At 64.9% G+C, this 22,578-nt stretch carries 21 protein-coding genes, 2 pseudogenes and 1 riboswitch; of the genes and pseudogenes, 13 read left to right on the top strand and 10 right to left on the bottom strand.

Features of this window, described 5'->3' with window-relative positions; translation table 11 throughout:
• Positions 1-405 (top strand): annotated as a pseudogene (locus ON44_RS52155) (hypothetical protein); the annotation flags it as partial.
• Between the two features lie 148 nt (positions 406-553).
• On the opposite strand, the gene ON44_RS36190 reads toward ON44_RS52155, so the two are convergent.
• Entirely contained in the window at positions 554-1,915 is a 1,362-nt protein-coding gene (locus tag ON44_RS36190; RefSeq protein WP_040698971.1) for a TerD family protein, read from the bottom strand.
• A 361-nt stretch (positions 1,916-2,276) separates the two neighbouring features.
• Positions 2,277-2,603: a DUF4190 domain-containing protein gene (locus ON44_RS36195; protein WP_245567480.1), complete on the bottom strand. Its 327-nt coding sequence runs from the start codon at positions 2,601-2,603 to the stop codon at positions 2,277-2,279.
• Between the two features lie 153 nt (positions 2,604-2,756).
• Here ON44_RS36195 and ON44_RS36200 point away from each other — a divergent pair, with 153 nt between their 5' ends.
• From ON44_RS36200 to ON44_RS36215, 4 genes are all read left to right on the top strand, one after another.
• A complete protein-coding gene (locus tag ON44_RS36200) occupies positions 2,757-3,713 on the top strand; it encodes a cytochrome c oxidase assembly protein (protein WP_040698972.1) in 957 nt (318 codons plus the stop codon).
• Positions 3,714-3,856: 143 nt separating this feature from the next.
• On the top strand, positions 3,857-5,761 hold the full coding sequence (locus ON44_RS36205; protein ID WP_051182817.1) for an LCP family protein: 1,905 nt from the start codon (positions 3,857-3,859) through the stop codon (positions 5,759-5,761).
• 306 nt (positions 5,762-6,067) lie between these two features.
• Complete coding sequence (locus tag ON44_RS36210) at positions 6,068-6,490, top strand: subtilase-type protease inhibitor (RefSeq protein ID WP_040698973.1); 423 nt, start codon at positions 6,068-6,070, stop codon at positions 6,488-6,490.
• Between the two features lie 204 nt (positions 6,491-6,694).
• Positions 6,695-7,465 carry a hypothetical protein gene (locus ON44_RS36215; RefSeq protein ID WP_218007716.1) on the top strand — a complete coding sequence of 257 codons (771 nt, stop codon included), beginning with the start codon at positions 6,695-6,697 and terminating at the stop codon, positions 7,463-7,465.
• 247 nt (positions 7,466-7,712) lie between these two features.
• Here the strand turns inward: ON44_RS36215 and ON44_RS36220 are convergent, their stop codons facing one another.
• The 4 genes from ON44_RS36220 to ON44_RS36235 all read right to left on the bottom strand — a co-directional run bounded on the left by ON44_RS36220 (position 7,713) and on the right by ON44_RS36235 (position 10,696).
• Positions 7,713-7,982: a COG4705 family protein gene (locus ON44_RS36220; protein ID WP_051182819.1), complete on the bottom strand. Its 270-nt coding sequence runs from the start codon at positions 7,980-7,982 to the stop codon at positions 7,713-7,715.
• A gap of 72 nt (positions 7,983-8,054) precedes the next feature.
• Complete coding sequence (locus tag ON44_RS47870) at positions 8,055-8,612, bottom strand: DUF3995 domain-containing protein (protein ID WP_063721689.1); 558 nt, start codon at positions 8,610-8,612, stop codon at positions 8,055-8,057.
• Between the two features lie 31 nt (positions 8,613-8,643).
• Positions 8,644-10,398 (bottom strand): NRAMP family divalent metal transporter, encoded by a 1,755-nt coding sequence (locus ON44_RS36230; protein WP_040698974.1) that lies wholly within the window; start codon positions 10,396-10,398, stop codon positions 8,644-8,646.
• Between the two features lie 112 nt (positions 10,399-10,510).
• Positions 10,511-10,696 carry a hypothetical protein gene (locus ON44_RS36235; protein WP_040698975.1) on the bottom strand — a complete coding sequence of 62 codons (186 nt, stop codon included), beginning with the start codon at positions 10,694-10,696 and terminating at the stop codon, positions 10,511-10,513.
• Between the two features lie 319 nt (positions 10,697-11,015).
• Positions 11,016-11,195: riboswitch (M-box (ykoK) riboswitch) on the bottom strand.
• A gap of 198 nt (positions 11,196-11,393) precedes the next feature.
• Between ON44_RS36235 and ON44_RS36240 the strand changes: the two are divergent.
• From ON44_RS36240 to ON44_RS36250, 3 genes and pseudogenes are all read left to right on the top strand, one after another.
• Positions 11,394-11,720 (top strand): annotated as a pseudogene (locus tag ON44_RS36240) (MgtC/SapB family protein); the annotation flags it as partial.
• Between the two features lie 23 nt (positions 11,721-11,743).
• On the top strand, positions 11,744-12,982 hold the full coding sequence (locus tag ON44_RS36245; protein WP_051182825.1) for a COG4705 family protein: 1,239 nt from the start codon (positions 11,744-11,746) through the stop codon (positions 12,980-12,982).
• Positions 12,983-13,071: 89 nt separating this feature from the next.
• Complete coding sequence (locus ON44_RS36250; protein ID WP_083898355.1) at positions 13,072-14,019, top strand: undecaprenyl-diphosphate phosphatase; 948 nt, start codon at positions 13,072-13,074, stop codon at positions 14,017-14,019.
• A 60-nt stretch (positions 14,020-14,079) separates the two neighbouring features.
• On the opposite strand, the gene ON44_RS36255 is transcribed toward ON44_RS36250, so the two are convergent.
• From ON44_RS36255 to ON44_RS36270, 4 genes are all read right to left on the bottom strand, one after another.
• On the bottom strand, positions 14,080-14,859 hold the full coding sequence (locus ON44_RS36255; protein ID WP_040698978.1) for a polysaccharide lyase family 7 protein: 780 nt from the start codon (positions 14,857-14,859) through the stop codon (positions 14,080-14,082).
• 265 nt (positions 14,860-15,124) lie between these two features.
• The gene (locus ON44_RS36260) at positions 15,125-16,006 is read right to left on the bottom strand and encodes an isocitrate lyase/PEP mutase family protein (protein WP_040698979.1); all 882 of its coding nucleotides are present in this window, start codon (positions 16,004-16,006) and stop codon (positions 15,125-15,127) included.
• A gap of 460 nt (positions 16,007-16,466) precedes the next feature.
• Positions 16,467-17,333 carry a COG4705 family protein gene (locus ON44_RS36265; protein WP_051182821.1) on the bottom strand — a complete coding sequence of 289 codons (867 nt, stop codon included), beginning with the start codon at positions 17,331-17,333 and terminating at the stop codon, positions 16,467-16,469.
• A 148-nt stretch (positions 17,334-17,481) separates the two neighbouring features.
• Positions 17,482-18,162 carry a response regulator transcription factor gene (locus tag ON44_RS36270; RefSeq protein WP_040698992.1) on the bottom strand — a complete coding sequence of 227 codons (681 nt, stop codon included), beginning with the start codon at positions 18,160-18,162 and terminating at the stop codon, positions 17,482-17,484.
• A 108-nt stretch (positions 18,163-18,270) separates the two neighbouring features.
• Here ON44_RS36270 and ON44_RS36275 point away from each other — a divergent pair, with 108 nt between their 5' ends.
• From ON44_RS36275 to ON44_RS36295, 5 genes are all read left to right on the top strand, one after another.
• The gene (locus ON44_RS36275) at positions 18,271-19,101 is read left to right on the top strand and encodes a phosphatase PAP2 family protein (RefSeq protein WP_051182822.1); all 831 of its coding nucleotides are present in this window, start codon (positions 18,271-18,273) and stop codon (positions 19,099-19,101) included.
• Between the two features lie 125 nt (positions 19,102-19,226).
• Positions 19,227-19,718, top strand: coding sequence for a hypothetical protein (locus ON44_RS36280; RefSeq protein ID WP_245567481.1), 492 nt, complete (start codon positions 19,227-19,229; stop codon positions 19,716-19,718).
• Between the two features lie 121 nt (positions 19,719-19,839).
• Positions 19,840-21,279: a sensor histidine kinase gene (locus ON44_RS36285; RefSeq protein WP_245567482.1), complete on the top strand. Its 1,440-nt coding sequence runs from the start codon at positions 19,840-19,842 to the stop codon at positions 21,277-21,279.
• A 132-nt stretch (positions 21,280-21,411) separates the two neighbouring features.
• A complete protein-coding gene (locus ON44_RS36290) occupies positions 21,412-22,101 on the top strand; it encodes a GOLPH3/VPS74 family protein (protein WP_051182823.1) in 690 nt (229 codons plus the stop codon).
• A gap of 55 nt (positions 22,102-22,156) precedes the next feature.
• A partial coding sequence (locus tag ON44_RS36295) for a DedA family protein (RefSeq protein ID WP_040698981.1) occupies positions 22,157-22,578 on the top strand: 422 nt, incomplete at its 3' end.

A 22,578-nucleotide genomic window follows, 5' to 3' on the forward strand; every position in this document is an offset into this window, starting at 1 on the left:
GCGAATGTCGATGTGCGCCAGGATGGTTCGTCCGACGAGCGGTTCCCCCGAGTACGAGGCTGTGCTGAGGCAGTTCTACTCCGACATCGCCTGTCCAGCAGCCCCACCGCCCTGCCCAAGCTGCTGGCCGTCGCGGACCCGGAGCTGCCTGGGAGTTTGGTGCCGAAGTATCGGTTCGATCCGCAGACCGGTGAGATCGGTAACCGCAACGGTGTTTTCGTGACCAACCTCGAGCACAAGACGGGTTTGAAGGCGTCCGCGACCTGCGAGCTGACCTTCGGCGGGCATGGCACACCAGCGATCGGGTATCTCGTCGGCGAGGTCCACGACGGTATGAGAGGGTTTCCGACCCATGTGATTCGTCGCGCAACTGTTCGAGGTGGGTACTGCGAGCGCCGCCGGTGAGATCGTAGCTGCGGCCGTTGTCATTGGTTGCGCCGCAAGGCTTTCGTATCGCCACGGTGCCACAAACTCTGGTGCCAGCAGTCGATGCAGAATTTCTGGCCGTTCGTGGGAGCGGCAGTGTTATCGACGGGCTGTCACCGCCTGCTGGTCATCGGGCGGTGACGAACCGACCCAGCTGCGGCACCGCTTCACCGGGGTGTTTGGCTTGGAAGCCTTCGCCGAGTGCCTGCAGTTTCCAGTCCCCGCCGACGCGGAAGACCTTGGCCATCGCGATCGCGGTGAATGCCATGCCACCTGTGAGTGAGTATCGGGCGAGTTCGGTGTCGGTGGTGGTGTCCACCAGGCGGCAGAACGCGTTGCGGACTTGTTCGAAGGTTTGGCCTTGGTAGGAGGTGACGACGAACAGCAGGGTGGTGATGTGGGCCGGGACTCGGGTGAGGTCGACCAGAATCACTTCGTCGTCGCCCACGCCTTCACCAGTGAGGTTGTCGCCTTGGTGGCGGATGGATCCGTCCTTGGAAGTGAGTTGACCGTAGTAGGCGACATCAACCAAATGCGCCTCGGCGAACATCGCCACCCATGCGTCGAGATCGATCGCGATCGTGCGGCCGCCGAACAAGCCGCCCTTCTTGACCGGATCCCAGCCCAGACCCATCCGGATATAGGTCAGCGCGACACCACCGTCCTTGCGGAGCGTGACCCGCTGCCCCTTCGCCAGGCTCACTGGACGGTTCTTGGACAGACTCACCTCACCCGGTGCCGGTGTCGCATGCGGAGCGGGCGATGGCCGATAGCCCTGGCCCGGACCCGCAGAGACCGGACCCGGTGCCGGGGGATAACCACCCTGGGGCCGATAACCGGGTGAGGCCGGGTAGGACGCCGCGGGCGGATACTGCGGCGGCCGACTGGTATCCACCGGATCAGCGGTTGGCGGCGGGTAGCTCGGCGCCGGCTGTGCGGGGTAGGCGTGCGGTGGTGGGGTGTGTGCGGCGGTCGGCCGGGGTGGGTCGTTGACGGTCACGCCGTGGTCGGTGACCAGGGCGGCGAATCCACCCGCATAGCCTTGCCCGACCGCGCGGACCTTCCAACCGGCCTGGCGTCGGTACAACTCAAGGGCGATCACGATGGACTCGGTAGTGAGACCCTCGATCCGGTACTCGTACAACCGGTTACCACTGGTATCGGAGACGACCGCCGACGGTGCGGCGATCCGCCCGAACTGACTGCTGGTGTCATCGAGGGTGATCACCGCCCGGATTTGTGCGATATCGGCGGGCACCCGATGCAATGACACCTCGAGTACAGCGGGTTGGCCGGGCGCCGTCGGTTGCAAACGAACACCGGGACCGGTCGGCTGGTTGAAGAACACGAAATCCGTGTCCGAGCGGACCTTGCCCGTCTCGGTGACCAGCAAAGCCGATACCTCCGCCGGTGCGGCGACCTGCACGGCGACCACCACATCGGTGACAGTCAATGGGCCGTTCTGGCCCTTCACCAGTGTCGCGGACACGTCCGGCCCCTTCGCCTGTCAAATTGCACTCTGCTACCAACTCTACGAGAAACAACCGACCGCGTCCGACCGCCCGCGGTGGCACCGAACAACATTGACGCGCGGTCCATCCGAACCAACTCGCTTCGGATCGGTTGCGGTACGAATCGTGTACTACCAGAGCGAGATTCGGCGGGGCGGTGTTCACCACGGTCATCTTTGCCCTGGCACGAGCCCGGTGATTGGACCGTCGAATTGGCAAGTCCACCACAGGTACTCGCTGACAGCCAGCATCGAAGACGTGGACTTTCTGTTGACCGAGCATCGACTCGACTCCGAACTCGTCGGAACCTGCATAATCAGTTGTTATCCAACGCATTTATCAGGCGTGGCCGCCGATGAGTATCAGTATGAACACCACTGCTTGGACGATCATCGCGGCTGTGCCGACGATTCCGAGGACGAGTCCGACCATAACTTGCGTGCGGCCGCTGATGGCGCCGCCGGATCGGTTGATGTCGATGAGGGCTTGTTGGCTCATCGCCCAGGCCATCGGTGCGCAGATGCCGCAGCAGGCCAGTCCGAGCATGCCCAGAATCAGGGCAGTCGAAGCGCGTGGATGCTCGATCGGCCCGCCGATGGGCTTTCCGAACTCGTCGATCGGGACCCCGAGCATGTTTCCCGCTTGGAACCCATAGGGATCCATCATTCCTCGACGCTATAACTCGATGTTCGTCCCGCGCTGTTGCTCGCATCCCCCGGCGAGCCCTTCGACCGAATCGGCTCTTACCTCTAACCATTCGCGGCACGGATCACAGGTGCGTCGGGGTGGAGCACGCTCGGGCCGGGCACACTGGGGCAGGTGTCTCCGGTCGATACCCCGCTCACCCTCGCCACTGCTGTCACTTCATGGCGACTCGATGTCGTCACGCTCGCGATCGTCGGTGCGGGCGCCTACGGCTACCTGCGCGGGCATCGGCGGGCGGCACGCGCCGGTGTGGCGGTGGAGTCGAGTCGGCGAATATTCAGCTTGGCCGCCGTGGTGCTGTGGTTCCTCGCGACCGGCAGCTTTGTCGGGGTCTATGCCGACACGTTGTTCTGGGTCCGGGCATTGCAGGTGGTACTGCTGCTGTTTGTTGTCCCGTTCGGTCTGGCGTCGGGCCGACCGGTCACGGTGGCGCGTGCGGCGCTCGGCGATATCGGCCGAGCCCGCATCGACCGTGTACTGGCGAGCCGGTCCGCGCGGGTACTGACCCATCCGGTCATCACGTCGGTGCTCATGCTGGCCACGCCGTGGCTGCTGTATCTGACCGCGTGGTATCCCGCCGTACTCCAGCACCCAGCGGTCGACCAGATCACCCAGTTGGTGCTGGTGGGGGTGGGCTTCCTCTACTTCTACTCGCGACTGCAGGCCGACCCGGTGCCGCGCAGGTATCCGCAGATGATCTCGATGGTGATCAGCGTCGCCGAGACACTGGGCGACGGGTTGCTCGGGATCGTGCTCTGGCTGGGCCCGGCGATCGCCGCGCAGTACTACACCGATCTCGGCCGGGTGTGGGGTCCGAGCCGCACTACCGATCAGATCATCGGCGCAGGCATCCTCTGGGTGCTCGGCGATATCCTCGGCGTGCCATTCTTATTGGCGGTCATGCGCGCCTTCGCCATCGACGAACAGGCCGCGGCCGTGGAGGTCGATCTCGTCCTCGACGCCGCCGAAGCCACCGGCCAGGTCACCCCCGCCGCCGGCGACCAGCCCGGCCCGCCGAAACTGTGGTGGCAGGACGATCCCCAGTTGCGGGATCGATGTCGTCGCGGCTGAACTTCACGGTTCGTCCCGTCGCGCCGTGCGGGGTGTGGTGGCTGTGGATGTGCTCGTGACGCAGACGTCGTGCAGGATGGTTCAACCTGGTGAAGCGTGTCGGCGGTTTCCGCACGGCACAGTGTTGTGAGGCTTGACGGCGTATGAGTGACGAAACCGAACCGATTCCGGTCGTGGTTCCCCGGTCTGGTGGTCGTCATGCTCGGCACGCGCGCCCGGACATCCCTGCCGAGGGGGTTCGCGAGATATCCGCCCACGTCGCAGGCGCCCGGCGTTCGGACCGTGCGGTAGACCGTGGTGAGATCGGCCGGTCACGTGCCGAGCACGAGAAATCCAGCACCCGTGACCCACGCGCTGGGCAGGCAAACGCGCGAACGGTGGCCGGTGCCAAGGCAGTGGGTTCGGGTGGTGCCCGGAGCCCGCGCGCGAAGGCATCCGATATCGCCGAGCGCCCCACCGAAGGGCATTGGCCCGTGGTGCAGCCCAATCGACGCACCCGCCGCGCCCAGGTTCCGAAGCCCCCGTCGTGGCAGGCCCGGATCGCACGGACCGTCGTCCGGCTTGCCGTGGCCGCCACCGCTGTGGTCGTCGTCTCGGGCACCGGATTCGCCTACTACACCGAAAAAAGCCTGGACCAGGGCTTCACCCACTCCAACGCAATCAGCGCCGAAGACGCCGCCGCGCTCGACGGCGATATGAACATCCTGCTCATCGGACTGGACACCCGCAAAGACCGCAACGGCAACGACCTACCCAAAGACGTCATGGACCAGTTGCACGCCGGTGACGGCAGCGAAGGCGGGTACAACGCCAATTCGCTGATCCTGGTACACATTCCGAAGGATCTGAAGAAGATCACCGCCTTCTCCATCCCCCGTGACGACTACGTCGCGGTCACCGGGATCCCCGGCTACGACCACGCCAAGATCAAGGAAGCCTACGGGCTGAAGAAGGTGACAGTCGAGCAGAAGCTCGCCAACCAGGGCGTCAAAGACAAGGTCGAACTGGAACGCCAGGGCCGCGAGGCCGGGCGCGAATCCATCGTGCAAACCGTGAAGGCACTGACCGGAGTACCGATCAACCGGTTCGCCGAGGTCTCCCTCGTCGGCTTCTACGACCTGGCCAACATTCTCGGCGGTGTCGATGTGTGTCTCAACCACGCCGTCAACGACGAGTACTACTCCGGCGCGGTGTTCCCGGCCGGACCCCAGCACCTCGATGCCGCCAACGCGCTGTCGTTCGTGCGGCAACGCCACGAACTCGACAACGGCGACCTCGACCGCACCCACCGCCAGCAGGCGTTTCTCACCTCGGTCGCCAAACAACTCAAGGACTCCGGCACACTCACCAACATCGGCAAGATGCAGCAACTGATCAACGCCGCACAAAACGATGTGGTGCTCTCCCAAGGCTGGAACGTGCTCGACTTCGCGCAGACCATGGGCAAGGCCGGTTCGATTCCGATCGAATTCCAAACTCTGCCGGTGCAGGGATACCAGACCGTCGACGGCCAAGACGTCAACGTCATCGACCCGGCCGCCATCAAGAAGACGGTGCGCACGGCGTTCGGTGTGCAGGCCGCTGCGCCCAGCGCACCCACGACCACACCCACCAGCACCGTCGACGTCGTCAACGCGGGCGGCGCGACGGGTATGGCCGCCAAAGTGTCGACAGCGTTGGCCGACAGAGGATTTCAGAAAGGCACGATCGGCAACGCGGCCTACACCGATGGTTCCAGCTCGGTCGTCTACTACGGCACCGGCGCCGACACCGACGCCACCCAGGCCGCGGACCTACTCGGCGGGCTACCGACAGCCGCGTCCAAGAACCTCGACCCCGGCCATATCAAGATCGTGATCGGCAGCGACTTCACCCTGCCCGACGAATTGAGTTCCGGCACATCATCATCGAGCACGACCACCGCGACTGGCCCGGCCTCGCCCACGGCCTCGTCCACCGGTGCCGGCGCCACACCTGCCGATGGGGCACCCGACTCCGGCAAGCCCGTCACCACCAGCATCGGATCCAACATCCCCTGTGTCGACTGAGCGGCGGAGTCCTGAGCGCGCCGAAGACGCTCGCCGACACCTACAATCGAGAACATGGACCTGCTGCTGTCGGGTATCGGTATCGTGGCTCTGCTCGGTGTTCTCGGCGCCGCATGGATGGCCTTCCTCGTACTACGCGGCCGCAAGTGACTACGGCAGCGATCCGTGGCCGCCCGGGGTTCGGTCTCGGCGAAAACATAGCCGCCCAATGTATTTCGCGCTGTTCGATCACCTTGCCTCGTACCCGGCCGGGCACATCCTGGGCGATCGTGTGGCGAGAGCCAACGAGTGCGGAGGTATCACGCTATGTCCCTCGGTCTTCGGGTGATGGGTGCGGGCATCGGGGCTGTGGCAGCCCTCGGCGTGGTGTTCGCCGTTCCGTCGCCCGCGCGGGCGGATAACGCGGTCGCGCCGTCGGTGCTGACGTTGACCGTGGGTGACGGCGAGTCGCTGGACGCCGCCACCGATCAGCGGACCGTACTGTTGATCTGTTCTCCGCTAGCTCTGGGCACTCATCCGCAGACGGCTCGGGCATGCGAGGAACTCTGGGCGGCGGGCGGGGACTTCGGTGAGCTCAAGGGTGAGCCGATGCGGTTCTGTCCGTTCATCTACAAGCCGATAACCGTTGCTGCTGAGGGCATTTGGAACGGCATTTCGGTGTCCTACCACCGCACCTTCCCGAACCGGTGCGTGGAACAGAACACCAACAGGTACGTGTTCGCGTTCTGAATGAACGTAGAAGCCGGTTGAGCCGCTGCTGGAGGAAATGGACACCCGGTCGGCCAGCGCAATCGGTGTGGCAATGAGAATGCGGAATTGATTGCCACACCTGGCCTTATTCAGGAGTTCATCGCGGGCTTGGTGCGAGGTGTTCGGCTCTCGGCGATGATGTCGGCGTGTGAAGCGACGCCGAGCGGTCAGTGGAGGTAATCGGTGAACAAACCGGAACGGTCCGGCTCGGCCGACCCTGGCGGTTTGACAGCGCGGCAGGCGCTGCGACAGTTGCAGGAACAGCTGCGCAAAACAGAGCGGCTGCTCGATATCGCCGAAGAGCAGGAACCTTCACCGGCGTTGACCCGGATCGTGCAGTCTCGATGGCCGGTGGCCGCGGCGGTCGTGGCCGCTGTCGCGTTACAAGTCTGCCTGCCGAACAGTTTCGCGCCCGGGCACCGCTTGGTTCCGGGCCTCGAACTCGTGTTGCTCGCTGGCTTGGTGGTCGCCGATCCGCGTGGACGGGCCCGTCCGACACTGTGGCTGCGCCGGATGATGGTCCTGCTCACCGCGATGATCACAGTGACCAACGGATGGTCGGCCATCCGGCTCGTCGCCCAGATCGTGCATGGGCAGCAAGAAGACGCGTTCGTTCTGCTGATCTCCGGCGCCGCGATTTGGGCAACCAATGTGATCGTGTTCGGCCTGTGGTACTGGCAACTCGACCGCGGTGGGCCGCTCGGGTCCCAGGCTGCGATCTGTCATCGCGATTTCGTGTTCCCACAGCAGGAGGATCCGAACCCCGCGCTGCTGGGCTGGGTGCCGAGTTTCCCCGATTACCTGTATCTCGCCTACACCAACGCGACGGCGTTCAGCCCCACCGACGTCATGCCATACACGATCCGCGCCAAGATGATCATGATGGTGCAGTCAGCGGTGTCGCTGATAACGATCGCCCTTGTCATCGCCCGCGCGATCGGTCTATTCAAATAGGTGCTGAACGAAAGCGGGTCGACGTGGGCAGGGATGCGGGTGAGGTCGACCAGCATTTCCCTCGCCTGGCCAGAGCAGATGGCGGCATCGCGGCTCGGCTCCAGCCAGCGGTAGATCATCAGGCGTAGCCGGGCCGGCGTCCAGGACTAGGCGTGTCGAAACCCTTTGCAGCGCACGTGGATCGCGCTCATTGCCGTGCAGCTCGTCCATGGTCGGCTCCGGATGAAGGAATCCTCCGAGAGGATAGTCAGCTTTCCAGTGCGGCTTCCGGTATCCCCGGTCCGGCGGTGATGATCTCGGGGACTGCGGCGACGCGTCGCGCCAGCACCGCTATGAGCACGATCACGGGAATGGCCGAGGCCAGGGTGATCCAGCCGGTGCCAAGGTTCAGCCCGTCGTTTCGGTCGGAAGCGAGCCAGTCGGTCACCGACGCACCCAAGGGCCGGGTGACCACATAGGCGGCCCAGAAGGCGAGCACCGCATTGAGCCCGGCCCAGCGCCATGCCAGCGCCGGCACGGTGATCGCGACTGCGAAAAAGCATCGACGAGAGTAGGAAACCCTCTACGCCATGCTCAAAACCAAACAGCCCTATCGAGATCCGAGACCAGCCGCAGCCTCGGCACGACCAGTCGGCTGTGAACAACGCTTCGCAATAGCCAGACCCGCCCCGATGAACAACACACCACCGAGCATGAACCACGGATTCCACAGCACCAGGCTCCACCAAGTTTGGTGCGGCCCGACCTCGCGACGGACACCGCCCGCATCCACGGCCAGCGCGACCTCGACCAGGACACCACGGGCCAGCAACACCAGCCCGGCAAGCCCGATCATCCACGCCATAACCCGGCGCCACCGGCGCGGCATACTCGCAGCTGCTGCCACACCAACGAACGCAGCACCAGCCACAAGCGCGACAGCCACACCCCACAAACCGGCGGCAACGAACATCGGCGGACGACGAGCCGCCAAATCCGAGCCCGCTGACGACGCCAGCCCTACAGACCCACCTAAAGCCCAAAACAAGTGCACCGCCGCGAACACACAGCTCCACGAGACCGCAGCTACCACGGCCCAATCCCTACTCGCCAACCTCATCCCACGCAGCATACGTCTCGGAATCTCCGGCTCCTTCACGAAAACCATTGGGACACCCTCGCAACCGGTTTCGCCGGGGCTATCCGCCGATGGATTGGACGATCTTGACGCACACCAGGGTGACGGCGAGCAGCAGATAGCCGCGCAGCGCGAGCATGCCCACCGTGCGGGCGGTCGAGAATTGCGGCCGCCGCAGAGTCTCGAGCGCCGGGGTTCGCCAGGTGTCGCGGTCGGCCCGCAGGATCGTCTTGTGCTCGGCCCGGGTCAACGGGGTCGCGTCGAGCTCCGCTACCTGGTCGGGGTCGAGGTTGCCGAATTCCTTTGCGGTGCACTCGGTTTCCCATCGCCGGGCACGCTGCCAGGCGATCAGCATGCCAGCACCGCCGAGCAGGCCGACGCCCACGCCGAAACCGAACCCGATCTCGAGATTCGCGGTCGTGAGGTTCGGGAAAAACGTGGCCGCGGTGAGCGCCAGCGACAGCAGCACCAGCGCCCACACGATGACGCTCGCGATGATGTTCTGCCGCACCGTGTTCACCCACGGTCCCAGCACCGCCTTGTCATTGCACAGCAGCACCAAGAACACCGTCGCCGACGGCAGCAACACACCCGCCAGCGCTTGGACGCCTTGAGTCAGCAGGCCCAGCACATGGTCCGGACTGAAGGATACGGCCGCAGCCAGCGCCAGCAACAGCGCGTATCCGGCGTAGAAGGCCGGCGCTTCGCTGATCTTCCAGTGCAGCGAATGCCGCTTGCCGAGGGTGTCGCCGAGGGCGTAGGTGGTGGCCAGACCGACGGCGTTCGCGCCGATCAACGAGGCGTCCAGCAGCACGATCGCGAACAGCGCGCCCACCGCCGGTCCGGCGTGATCGCGCAGCGTCTGCGCGACATCCCCGGCATCGGTGAAATTGCCGGCGGCAGCGCTGCCGCCCAGCCCGAAGGCGGCTGCGCACATGATGGCGATCGCGCCCGCCATCACGACCACAATGCCCACGATCAGGTCATAGCGTTCGTAGCGGATCCAGCGCGGGGTGATGCGCTTGTCGACGATATTGGACTGCTGGAAGAACAGCTGCCACGGCGCGACGGTGGTGCCGACGATCGCCACGATGAGCAACAACAGCGTCGAGTTCAGCCCGCCCGGAAACGACGGCAGGAACCCGTGCGCGATCTGGGAACCCTTGGGGTGCACCAGGAATGCCAGCGGGAACATGACGATATTGACCGCGATGAGCCCGAACAGGAACCGCTCCCAGCGCCGGAACGATCCGCCCGCGACCATGGCGAACAGCAGCACCGCGGCGAGCGGCACCGAAATCGCCTTGGGCAGGCCGAAATAGCCCAATGCCATAGAGACACCGATGAATTCGGTGACGATGGTCAGCGCGTTCACGATGAACAGGTCGCCCACACTGAACGCGCCCCAAAACTTGCCGAACCGGTCGAAGATCAACCGGGCGTGTCCGACCCCTGCGACCGCACCCAACCGCACCACCATCTCCTGGTTCACATAAAGCACCGGGATCAGCAGCACCAGTGTCCAGACCAGGGCCATCCCGTAGTTCTGGCCCGCCTGTGCATAGGTGGCGACACCGCCGGCGTCGTTGTCGCCGACCATCACGATGAGGCCCGGACCGATCACTGCCAGCAGCATGCGGAAACGCTGCCGGCGCGAACGCCCCTGCGCGGTGTCGTCGAGGCGGATGGTGCCCAGCGCGCCGACGATGTCGCCGACATGGGCGCTGTCCATGACCGCGCTGCCGGGCTGGGCCGCGCCGGCGGGTGCGGAGACGGTGGTGGCACGGCGTGCGCCGCCGTTCGAGAAGAAGGCCATCGCCCTTCCCCACTTTCCTCGTTAATGGCTGAGCAGGACGGGAGCTCCGGCGAAACAGCCGCAGATCCCGTGAGAAACCGATGTCCCGGCGCGGATCCGAACCGGGAGGGCCCTACGCGAGGTAGGTGTGGGCACCGAGAGCGGCGGTGTGCACCGCGGCCCGCGTGCAGGATGCGCGCAGGTTCGCCCGCTCCTGCTCGGTCAGGGTGTACTGAGCACGGAGCTCGCGCATCGAATCACCGAGGAACGGCAACACGATGAACCGAGCGCGGGAACGCGGAAAACCGAGGATGGCCATGACAAAATCCTTAAAGGCAGTCCAGTTCACCGCACCGAATTAGGGGCGTTATCCGAATAGCGCAAATACAACCCGCGACCGCCCTATTCAGGGTGCGCGAAAATAAGCCGGTCGCCGAATTCGCCGACGAACGTTTCAGGATCGGATTGCACTCAGGGAGCGGCAAACTGGGAACGATTGTTTTCGAACCGGACTGGGATACGGACTATCGCCGGAACTCATTCGTCCCTCACCTCCTTGCCGCCTGGACACACGTGCGCGTCGATCACACAGGATGCCGCACCGAGCGAGGAGAACCGCATCACCACCGACGATGACACAGGCACCCCTCTCGTCAGAGCTTCGGCACTGCACGACGTATTCCGGGACTCGCAGCCCAGGAAAGCCACTTCGGATCGCGCCTTAATCCGGGGCGATCTGTCCTAACCCTGGGCGTCTCTCGACGTCGTCGGATCAGTGGCCTTTGTTCGTACAGGAGCCTCGCCTAGCGAGGTGCTGACCGACCAATATTGAGCCTCCGAGGCCACCAAGTCAAATCGATTGGTATGCCGCGGATTCGATATAGAGAAAAGGCGACCGACCGAAACGGTGTTTCACCGAATGTTCACCGAACAACCACTCGCGCACCGGACTGCCGTACTGCTACCCAGCTGGCCTGCGGCCCCGAATGTCGCCGCCAAGTGACCGGGAGTTCGTCATGTCGATATGGGAGATACTGCTGCGCCTGGGCGCGGGAGTCGGCCTGGGCGCGGTGATCGGGCTCGAGCGCCAGTACCGCGCACGTATGGCGGGCCTGCGAACCAACGCGCTCGCCGCCGCCGGATCCACCCTGTTCGTGCTGCTGTCCGCATACGGCTTCAGCGGCGCCGACGCTACTCGCGTCGCGGCACAGATCGTTTCAGGTATCGGCTTCCTCGGTACGGGCGTGATCCTGCGCGACGGGCTGAGCGTGCGCGGACTCATCACCGCCGCCACACTGTGGTGCGCGGCGGCAGTTCTCAGCGTCGTCACAGCGACTGATCTGTACGGTCACCCGCTGTGGCGGAGATGACGAAGTCCGAGGTCGGCACCACTCGGCGCATGCTGAGCAAGGTGCCCGAGGTCACGGTGTGGTTCTGGGTCATCAAGATCTTGTGCACCACGGTGGGGGAGACCTTCGCCGACTGGATCAACAACTCGCTGGGTGTCGGTCTGAACCTCACGGCGCTGCTGTTCACGGTGGTGCTTGCCGGGGTGCTGGGCTGGCAGTTGTGGCTGGACCGCTACGTTCCGTTCGTCTACTGGCTGAGTGTCGTCGTGCTCAGCGTGACCGGCACCCTGTACACCGACATCCTCACCGACAATCTCTCGGTTCCGCTCGCGGCGAGCACCAGCGTCTTCGCCGTGCTCCTGGCAGGGGTGTTCGGAATGTGGTTCGCACGCGAGCGGACGCTGTCGATCCACAGCATCGTGACGTTGCCGCGTGAATTGTTCTACTGGCTCACGGTTTTGGTCACCTTCGCGCTCGGTACCGCGGCAGGTGACTGGACGCTGTCGGCGACCGGCTGGGGACCGGGCACCTCGGTGCTGCTGCCGGCCGGGCTGATCGCCGCGATCGTCCTCGGCTGGCGACTGGGTGCGAACGCGGTGTTGTCGTTCTGGCTGGCCTACATCTTGACCCGGCCGCTGGGGGCGAATCTCGGCGACTGGTTCGCGTCCCCGACCGATGAACACGGCCTCGGTGTGGGTACAGCACTCACCAGTGTGCTGTTCCTGGCCGCTATCCTCGCGACCGTCGTGTATCTCACCCGCAGCCGCAGCGACGTCATCGACGATCCGCAGCAGTCGTTCACCCCGACCACCAGCCCGGCACGTGAGCGAATCATGCTCGCCTACTACGCGATCGTCGCGGCCTTCGCCGGCTCCTTGCTCGTGTGGGCGGCCGCTCAGCCACACACCGCCTCGGCCGGTGAAGAGGAAACCGCTACCGCGCCGGTCACTTCCACGCTGACGCCGGGGCAGACAACGGCGCATTTCCCGCCGACGGAAATCGCCAAGTTCCGCACGATCACGCAGGACACCCTGGCCAAGGTGCGAGCCGGTCAGCCGAACGAAGCGAAGGCCCGGATCAAAGACCTCGAAACCGCCTGGGACCGGGACGAGGCAACATTGCGGCCCTTGGACGGGCCCGCGTGGAGCGTGCTCGACGGCCAGATCGACAGCGCCCTGAAGGCAGTCCGTGCCGGAAACCCGGACCTGGCAACCGAAACCCAGGCTCTCACGAAGTTGCTTGCTGCGCTCGGGTAACTTACCGGACCGCAGCACTGTAGCTCCGGGGCGTTGAGGACGACCCGGTAGTCACCAATCGAGCAGCTCGACTCTCGACAGGAAAGCGCATGGCCATCACGTATCTGGAATCGATCGTCGTCGGGGCACTGCAAGGGGTGAGCGAACTGTTCCCAGTGTCCAGTCTCGGGCACAGCATTCTGTTGCCGGCCTGGATCGGCGGGCAGTGGGGTACCGATCTCGACATGTCCGCCAAGGACTCCCCATACCTGGCGCTGCTGGTGGCCATGCACGTAGCCACCGCACTGGCGCTGGTCATCTTCTTCCGGCGGGACTGGGTGCGCATCCTCACCGGCCTGTGGGACGCGGTGCGCATGCGCGAAATCCGCACGCCCGAAGCCAGATTGGGCGTGCTGCTGGTCATTGCCACCATCCCGGTCGGCTTGGCCGGACTGCTGCTCGAGAAGGCCGTCCGCAACTATCTCGGCACCCCGGTACCGACCTCGGTGTTCCTGGCGGTCAACGGATTCGTGCTGCTGTCGGCCGAACTGCTGCGCACTCGCGCGAAGAGCGAGCAGATGCTGACCCCGGCCGGCCGGCCCGCAGACCTGTCCATGCAAGACACTGTCGTGCTGCCCATCACCGATCCGGACCGCGCCTCCGATGTGCGGCTTTCCCGACTCGGCGTCACCGACGCGCTGCTCATCGGATCCGCCCAGATCGCAGCGCTTTTCCCTGGCATCAGCCGCTCCGGCAGCACCATCGTGGCCGGCCTGTTCAAGGGCCTGCGGCACGAGGACGCCGCCCGCTTCGCCTTCCTGCTGGCCACCCCGGTGATCCTCGCCGCCGGCGTGCTGAAGACGCCCGAACTGTTCAAGCCCGAGAACCATGACATTCTCGGTCCGGCGCTGGCGGGCTCGGTGGTCGCTGGCGTGCTGTCCTATATCTCGGTCATGTTTCTCACCTCGTACTTCGAGACCAAGAAGCTGACCCCGTTCGCCGTCTACTGCCTGGTCGCGGGCATCGGCAGCGCGGCGTTCTTCACCTTGCACGGCTGATACCCCACCCGCCGTACCTCAATTCGATTCCCCGTCGGTGCAGTGCCGCAGCAGGTTCTTTCACGGTGTGGTGGTCAACTCATCGATCTGGTAAAAGGTGACTCGGCCGCCGTCTTCGGTGTCGGGGGAGTCGTGAGCCTGCTGGTAGTCGCCGACCTGGAACCGGACCGTCGCATCGTGAAAGTTCTGTGGTACCTGCGCGATTGCTTGCTTTGTCTGGGTGCCATAGGTCGCGCTGAACACCATGGTGCCATTGCCTATGTCGCTGATGGTGAAGCTGAATCGCTGGTTCAGCGGCACCCCGTTGAGCAGCGGGAAGGACAGTGTCTGCGAGCCGCTCTGCTGCTGCCGGGCTACCACTTCGATGGTGCCTGCCCGGTAATGGAGCATCACATAGGGCACCGAGCTGATGGCACCGGCCCCGTGGATCTGGCCGAGAATGATGTCCTGGGTGTCCGTCGGCACTTGGCGGACCGCCGATGCGGCCTTCAGGGTGTGCGGGCCGCTGGTCGCGGCGGAGAAGTTGCTCAGGCTGTCGAGCTCGGTACGGGCATGCTGTGAATGCGGCGTGGTAGCGCCTCGAACCGGCGCCCAGAAACTGAGACTGCCGTCCGGACTCTCGGTGAGCCACGGCGGCTCGACGGCGGCGGGCTCGATAACAGCGGCGTGGCCGCTCTTGTCCTTTTCCGGGATGGTCAGCTTCCAGCCCTGCAGGCTGATCCGGTTGGGCGGGACGGGCATCGGCTGTGGCGGCGTGCCGAGAGGGTGCTGGTGCCGGCCGCCACCGTGACCGGTGGACACCCACCACAGACTCCCGCCGAGCAGTACGAGAACAACCACGACAGCCAGCCGACCGCGGTGTGAGCACCTCGACCGGCTGCCCGCATCCCTGGTCATGAATACACCCCTCCTCGGTCGGCTCGAGTGCATTGCTGCCGGATAGTGTCCATAGTGTGCGGCATGGGCGAGGACGTCGGCGGCCGACCGCGAGTTCCCGTCAAGATTCCGTCGGCAAGGCCAGCGCAATCGTTTCTACTCGACCAGCGGATCGCCGCCCGGCACCGGCGCCGTGACGCGGCAGGCGAGTCGATATGCCGCGCCCGCATCACTGCTGCGGGTCTGTCACCGTGCCGACGTGGTCGCGGCGCCGGTGGTGATGGCGGGAGAGGTTGGCCTCCAGCAACGCCATCGATGAGGCCACCCCGACATCGTTGTCACCGACCTCGGGCAGTCGGCCGTCCTCGGCGCGCAGCCTGATCAGTTCCTCGGTCATCGCCGCGTGCGCCGCGAACAGGCACGGCGTGGAGTAGATCGCCGCATCGACCCCGAGCGCCTCGAGTTCGGTCAACGACAACCGCGGCGAGAGCCCGCCGGCGATCTGATTGAACAACAACGGTTTCGCGCCGATCACGCCACCGACCGTGCGGATCCACTCCACGCTGCGCACACCGTCGACCAACAACGCGTCGGAATCGGTAGCGGCCAATGCCTGCGCACGGCGCAGGATCTCGTCCTCGTCGGTGGCGTCGGTACGCGCAACCACCACCAGATCGGTCCGCGTCTGCAACACCAGGTTCAGCTTCTCCAGATATTGCTCGAGCGGCAGGATTCGCTTACCCGCCACATGACCGCACCGGCGCGGACGTTGTTGGTCCTCCAATATCACCCCCGAAGCGCCGAGCATTTCCAGCTGCTCGACCACATGGCAGGCGATCTCCGCATCGACGTAGCCATCGTCGATGTCGACCAGCAAATGCCGGTCCGGAAACGCCAGGCGCAACCGCTGCACGAATCCGACCATGTCAGGCCAGGCGATGAATCCGATATCGGGCAGCCCGTAGTAGGAAGCAGCGAACCCGAAACCCGACACGAACATGCCGTCGAAATGCTGCGCGGCGATCGAGGCCGAGTACATGTCGAAGATCCCGATCAACGGGGTCACGCCCGGACGGCCGATCTCCTCGCGCAATGCCGTGCCGTATCGCATGATTTTCTTCTGCCTTCCGTCTCCGCAGGCACACGGCCGGGTGAGACCGGCCGCCCGTCATATGGCTGACAGTCCGGTGCAACACCTCGGACTCTGCTCGCCCCGAGTGCTGCAGCTGTACGGCACCCACCCATGGCCGCTGGCCTCGCACTGGCGGGAACTATGCCTACAGATTGCTCGCACGTCGCTGAGGAGACGCTGAGAACGCACCCCATCCTCTGTGGAATCGTCAGATCCGGGAATCCACCGGCCGGGACCTCGTGTTCGACCGCCGCAGTGCTGCTCGGTGAACACCACATGATCGGCAGTCGCGGAGGTCCCAGAGACGTTGGTGGCCAACCGATTTATCTGTACTTGCCCGCTCGGCGGATTCTGGTGGTCACCGTGTTGCTCGAGCGGAGCGCATCGTCGATGTCGACGGCAGGGTGTGCAACCGGGTGGCCGTCGGTGTGGGTCCGGTTCAGTTCCGCACGGTGGTCGTGGCCCCACGGGCCGTGGGTGCTGTGTCGGCGTCGATTGTGGTCTCGGGTTCGGTACCAGGCGTGCGACGATTCTTCTTTTGGTAGCTGTAGGCGATTCCGATTATCAGGATCGCTAGCAGTGCCGCGGAGGTGCCATATGTTCCGAGGGCCAATCCGCCGCTGGTGTGTGGTTTGGAAAGCCAGTCGCCCATCGTTGCCCCGAGTGGGCGGGTGAGCACGAATGCCATCCAGAACAGCAGTACGCCAGAGATTTTGGTGAAGTAGTGGGCGGCCAGGATCACGGCCATGATGGCGCCGATAAGCGCGGCGCTGCCCCAGTAGCCCAGTCCGGAGCTGTCGGACAGGTAGTCACCGAGTGAGGTGCCGAGGGTGTTGGACAGCAGGATCGCGGCCCAGTAGAGCAGTTCACCGCGGAAGGTGGTGATGTTTTCGACGTCGAAGGTCTGGCCGCTGTATTTCCAGATCGCGAATACGATGACCAACCCGGTGATGAGGATGATCGCGCCCGCGCCGTAGCCGAGTCCGCCGTCGGTGGAGGTGTCCGAGCCTGGTCCGCGATTGATGAGGTCGGACATGGTCGTGCCTGCGGTGCTGGTCGCGGCGATCACCGTCCAGTAGAGGGCGGGATGGAATCGGCGCGCCCGCAACTGGGTCAGCAGGCTGATCACGAAGACGGCGAGGAACAGCAGTGACGCTGGGGCGTAGCCGAGTTTCAGGGTTTGCGCCAATAGGTCCCCGCCGGTTTCCCCCAATGTGGTCGCGGCGATCTTGAGTACCCAGAACATGACCGTGACCTGTGGGAGCTTGTAGTCGACGAGCAGACTCCGAGCGGCGTGCTTGACCATCGATGCTCTCTTTCTCCTGTGCCCGGGCACCTTCCGGTCGCGAAGTCTGCCGAAGCGCCGCTGAGAGCACGCTGAAAGTGTGAAGTGGCGCACAGTTGGTCGGGGTGTTTTATGTTGGAGGTTGTTCGGGTGGCGAGGTCGGGGGCGGTTAGAGCTGGTCGGTATCGAGGAGGCGGTAGCCGACACCGCGGACGGTTTCGATGCTGGCCGGTTCGAAGGGGGTGTCGAGTTTGCGACGCAGGTACCCGATGTATACCTCGACGACGTTGTCGGAGCCTTCGTAGTTGGTGTCCCATACGCCGCGCAGGATGTCGTTCTTGGTGACGACGTCCCCTTTGTGGCGTATCAGGTATTCCAGCACTCCGTATTCACGCGGGGTGAGGATGATGTCGTGTCCGGCGCGGGTGACGCTTCGTCGTGCGGGATCCACCGACAGGCTGCCGGCGGTGAGGATCACCGGTCTTTGCGGTGCGCCGCGGCGTACCAAGGCTCGTAGCCGGGCGATGAGGATGACGAAGGAGAAGGGTTTGGTGAGGTAGTCGTCGGCGCCGAGGTCGAAGGCGTCGGCTTGGTCGTATTCGCCGTCTTTGGCCGAGAGCATCAGCACCGGCGTCCAGATCTTGCGTTCGCGTAGTTCCCGCACGATCTGGTAGCCGTGTTTGCCTGGCAGCATGATGTCGAGCACGAGCACGTCGAAATCGCCGGTGGCGGCCAGTTCCAGACCATCGATTCCGTCGTGTGCGACCTCGACGACGAACCCCTGCGTCGAGAGCCCACGCCGCAGGGTCTCGGCCAATCGAACTTCATCGTCGACCACGAGTACCCGCACCGCTGCCATCCTTCCTGATCTGTCCGCTGTTTCATTACACCTCAACGTTGGTTCGTGAAGCGCTGGGCTCTCAGTGTTTCCACAGCACTGCACGCTCAGACTGAGACAGTGCCCGTCATCGTCGATCTGATCGATCGGACCATCAGCGAGGTTTCCACCGAGGCCGCGACCGCGGAGATCGCGGTGTCGACCGTCGTGGTGGGTATAGCGGTGATCGTGGCGTCGTTGCTCGTCGATCGGTTCACCCCTGCGCAACGCCTGGCGCAGGTGACCGCGCGGCGCGCGGTCCGGGCCGCGGCGGTGATCGTGATGTTTATCGAATTGAGTGTGCAGGTGTCACGTTCGGGCTGGCTGACCGGCGCCGATTCCACGACGCTCGACTGGTTCACCACCCACAGATCCCCGGTCTGGACCGTCACCGCGCGTGCTTTCACCCATGCGGGAGACCCGGCGGGGCTCGCGGTGATCGGACTGCTTCTCGCGGGCTTGCTGGTCTGGCGGTTGCGGTGCGCGGTGCCGATGGTGCTGATTCTGGGCACGGTGGCCGTTGCGTCGGCGGCCAGCAGGATCAGTAAGGTCGTGGTCGGGCGTACTCGCCCACCGGCGGTAGTGCAGCTGATGAGCCAGACCGACTTCTCCTATCCGTCCGGTCATGTGACCGGCACCGCCGCGCTCGCCGGTTCGGTGCTGCTGGCCTATCTCGGTGCGCGACCAGCGGTGTGGCGCCGGATAACCGCTGTGCTGCTCGTGGTTGTTGTCGTGGCCATGATGGCGGCGACCCGCCTTTATTTGGGGGTGCATTGGCTCACCGACGTGATCGGTGGCGGTCTGCTCGGCTGTTCGGTCGTGCTGATCGGCGCCGTCCTTCAGCCCTATCTGTGGGCGTGGCTGCACCGCGTGCCGGTGAACGAATCCTCGAAGGTGGTGCCGATGTCATGATCACCGCGAAAGCTCTGTTCGGAAACTCGCGGCGGCGATCGCACGATCGCACGACTCGACGAGCCGTGGTTCTACTGGCCGCCGTCGCTGCGAGCACGATGGCGCTAACCGCCGGATGTGCAAGCATGCCAGGGAATTCCGGTGACATCGGCTCCGTCGGCGACATCCCCGGCAACCAGGTGTTCGTGCCGTTCACCCCGCCCGGTGGCGTGTTCACGGTTTCTGTTCCGCAGGGTTGGACACGCGCCGAGTTCGGCACGGCCACCGAGTTCACCGATAAGTTCAACAGCGTTCGGATGCAACTGCTGGCGCGCCCCACCGCGCCGACCGTGGACAGTGTGAACGCCGAGGAGTTACCCGCGATCGCCGCCGATACTGCCGGTTACGAACCGGGAGCGGTCGCTGCTGTCCAGCGGCATGCGGGTCCGGCCGTGCTGGTCACCTATCAGGCGCCCTCCGCGCCGAGTTCGGTGACCGGTAAGACCGTCACCGAGGCGGTGCAGCGCTACGAGTTCTGGCGTGCCGGAAACGAAGTCGTGCTCACCCTGTCTGGGCCACTGGGGGCCGATAATGTCGATCCGTGGCGTCAGATCAGTGATTCGCTGTACTGGCGATGAGGGTGTTCCGCGCCGTCGAGGCTCGGTCGCTGTGTCGGTTCTACCGCGTCGGCGACGAGGAAACACTTGCGCTGCAAGGTGTTTCGATGTCAGTGAGGGCAATCGCGCGAAGGTGAACAGGATGAACCCACCCCCATCCGGTGCGAAACCACGGTCGATCGACCGCTGGTTCGTCGACGCCGCAACACGAATGGTCAGGACGCTGGCACATCCCACCCGATGGGGCTTGCGGTTTCGGTCGGCGCTCATCGTGACGGTCGTCATCACCGCGGCACTCGCCATCGCAGCCCTGTCACTGACCTACGTTCTGTATCGATCGCTGGTCACGGCCTCCGACGACGCGGCCACCGACCGGATCCGCCAGATCACCGCCCAGCTGGCCCTCGACACTCCTGCGGACCTGGATCGAAGCGCCCTGGCAACCGACAACCGGGTCGCGATCGTGCAGATCATCGATAGGACCGGCCACGTCGTACAGAGCTCCACCGACAGCCCCGCCCGCCCGATCACCGACGATCGCCCGGCCCCAGGGACCATCGCCCACCACCTGCCCACAATCACCCACGCCGACGAAGGCCGAGTCAGTGCGGCCACCGTCGACGGTCGCGGCGGCCGCTACACCATCGTGGTCGCCACCAACCAGGAAGAAGTCGAACGCACCATCAAACTGGTCGCAGCCCTGGTCGCTCTCGCCACACCGTTCATCGTCGCGCTCGCCGCACTGGCCACCTACACCCTGGTCGGGCGCTCATTGCGGTCGGTCGAACGCATCCGCACCCGCGTCGCCGCCATCACCAGCGCCGACCTCACCGACCGCGTTCCCGTGCCACCACAGAACGACGAAATCGCCGCCCTCGCAATGACCATGAACGACATGCTCGCCCGGATCGAGGCCGGTCACAACACCCAACGCCGCTTCATCAGCGATGCCTCCCACGAACTACGTAGCCCACTGACCACGATCACCGCCGCCCTCGAACTGGGCCGCGCCGAGCCCGCGATCCTCGACGCGGCCATGCTCGATGACACCGTGCTGCCCGAGGCCCAACGCATGCGCCAGCTGATCGACGACCTGCTACTGCTCGCCCGCGCCGACGAAAACGCCCTCACCCAGCGTCGCACCGATATCGACCTCGACGATGTCCTCACCGCCGAAGTAACTCGCACCCGCACCACCACCGCCCTCACCATCGACCTCACCATCGAACCCGCACGCATCACCGGCGACCCCACTCAGATCTCACGCGCCATCCGCAACCTGCTCGACAACGCCACCCGCTACGCCGCCACCACCATCACCGTCCGACTCCGCCACGACGACCGCCACGCCCACATCGAAATCGCCGACGACGGGCACGGCATCGCCGAACCCGACCGCGCACACGTCTTCGACCGCTTCTACCGCCCACAAGACGACCGCGGTCGCGGCACCGGCGGATCCGGACTCGGCCTTGCCATCGTCGCCGAGATCATCACCGCACACCACGGCACCGTGCGCATCGATCAGAACGCCCCCACCGGCGCGATCGCCGTCATCGACCTACCACTCACAGACGTCTAACGGCGCTGTCTGGTCGCCGTCTGTCACTCTCCGGCGGCTTCTCAGCGTGCTCACAGCGGTCGGCAACCATTGTGGGCGTATGCGCTTGACCCGGACGCCCGCGGTGTTGGTGAAGTCAGCTGGAGACAGGCCGTGACACTGCTCGCCGAAGACCTGCTGTGGCTACTACTCGACGACGACACCGGAGAACCACTCGTGGACAAACAGTGTTTGTCGCACGCACTCGCCGGTGCCCTGCTCATCGACTTGGCCGCGCCGGACCGTTTCTCTGCGCTCGCCCGGGTAACCGGGCCGGGTGACCCGATGCGCCCGGGCAGACTCCTCGTCCTCGACGAGCGCGAATCTGGTACGTGGCAGGCAGATCCGGTGCTCGTGCGCGCCGTCGAATTGCTGCGGCAGCGCCCACTGACTCCCAAGCAGGCGATCCACAAACTCGAACCAGGACTGCGAAAGACGCTTCTGGACCGGTTGTGCTCGCGTCGGCAAATACTCCGGCAATCCGATCGCCTGCTCGGATTCATCCCGATCACCGTATGGCCGACGATCGATCGCGACACCAAAAACGCTCTGCGCCAACCACTTCAGCATGCACTGCTGGACGCACAACGGCCCCGCCATCGCACGCTGGCATTGATATCGCTGCTGCATGTGGTTCACGCGCTGCCCCAGCAGTGCCCGGGTTGGCGGGCAAGCGTCATCAACAAGCACGCGGAAGAAATCCGCGAGCAGTACACCGGTAGCGCGTGGCCCGCAGACTCGGTGCGCCAGGCGATCTGCGACTCGTACGCAAGCACCTTCACCGGCCGCTATCGGATTCCCTGACCCGCACGCCTGCCCAGACTTCAGGGCGGCCCCGCACGAAAGAAGTTCGTTCCGAATGCAGCAATTCATCCTCAGCTACGGATTGGCCGCGATCTTTGTTCTCATGCTCGCCGAATCCGCCTGCATCCCCATCCCTTCCGAGGTCACCATGCTGCTCGGCGGCGCGCTCGCCGGTGGAGCCGTCGCGGGAGCGCATCCGAACCTGATCGCCGTCATCGCCGCAGGCACCCTCGGCAACGTCGCCGGAAGCTATGTGGCGTGGCTGGCCGGACGCTACGGGGGCCGACCGGCCCTGCATCGATGGGGCAAATTCGTGCTGCTACGCACCGAAGAGATCGATCGAGCCCAGGATTGGTTCGTCCGCCGCGGCGCCTCTTCGGTGTTTTGGGGGCGGCTGCTGCCCGGCATACGCACCTTCATCTCCTTGCCCGCCGGGATCGCGGCCATGCCCCCAGCGCGGTTCGGTGTCTACACCCT

This window comes from Nocardia vinacea NBRC 16497, assembly GCF_000308835.1.
Lineage (GTDB): Bacteria > Actinomycetota > Actinomycetes > Mycobacteriales > Mycobacteriaceae > Nocardia > Nocardia vinacea.

Bases quoted from the DNA above. Each gene is read 5' to 3' on its own strand.
- ON44_RS36195 (WP_245567480.1), bottom strand. From the start codon at position 2,603: ATGATGGATCCCTATGGGTTCCAAGCGGGAAACATGCTCGGGGTCCCG.
- ON44_RS36205 (WP_051182817.1), top strand. From the start codon at position 3,857: ATGAGTGACGAAACCGAACCGATTCCGGTCGTGGTTCCCCGGTCTGGT.
- ON44_RS36210 (WP_040698973.1), top strand. From the start codon at position 6,068: ATGTCCCTCGGTCTTCGGGTGATGGGTGCGGGCATCGGGGCTGTGGCA.
- ON44_RS47870 (WP_063721689.1), bottom strand. From the start codon at position 8,612: ATGGTTTTCGTGAAGGAGCCGGAGATTCCGAGACGTATGCTGCGTGGG.
- ON44_RS36230 (WP_040698974.1), bottom strand. From the start codon at position 10,398: ATGGCCTTCTTCTCGAACGGCGGCGCACGCCGTGCCACCACCGTCTCC.
- ON44_RS36235 (WP_040698975.1), bottom strand. From the start codon at position 10,696: ATGGCCATCCTCGGTTTTCCGCGTTCCCGCGCTCGGTTCATCGTGTTG.
- ON44_RS36245 (WP_051182825.1), top strand. From the start codon at position 11,744: ATGACGAAGTCCGAGGTCGGCACCACTCGGCGCATGCTGAGCAAGGTG.
- ON44_RS36250 (WP_083898355.1), top strand. From the start codon at position 13,072: ATGGCCATCACGTATCTGGAATCGATCGTCGTCGGGGCACTGCAAGGG.
- ON44_RS36260 (WP_040698979.1), bottom strand. From the start codon at position 16,006: ATGCGATACGGCACGGCATTGCGCGAGGAGATCGGCCGTCCGGGCGTG.
- ON44_RS36265 (WP_051182821.1), bottom strand. From the start codon at position 17,333: ATGGTCAAGCACGCCGCTCGGAGTCTGCTCGTCGACTACAAGCTCCCA.
- ON44_RS36280 (WP_245567481.1), top strand. From the start codon at position 19,227: ATGCCAGGGAATTCCGGTGACATCGGCTCCGTCGGCGACATCCCCGGC.
- ON44_RS36285 (WP_245567482.1), top strand. From the start codon at position 19,840: ATGAACCCACCCCCATCCGGTGCGAAACCACGGTCGATCGACCGCTGG.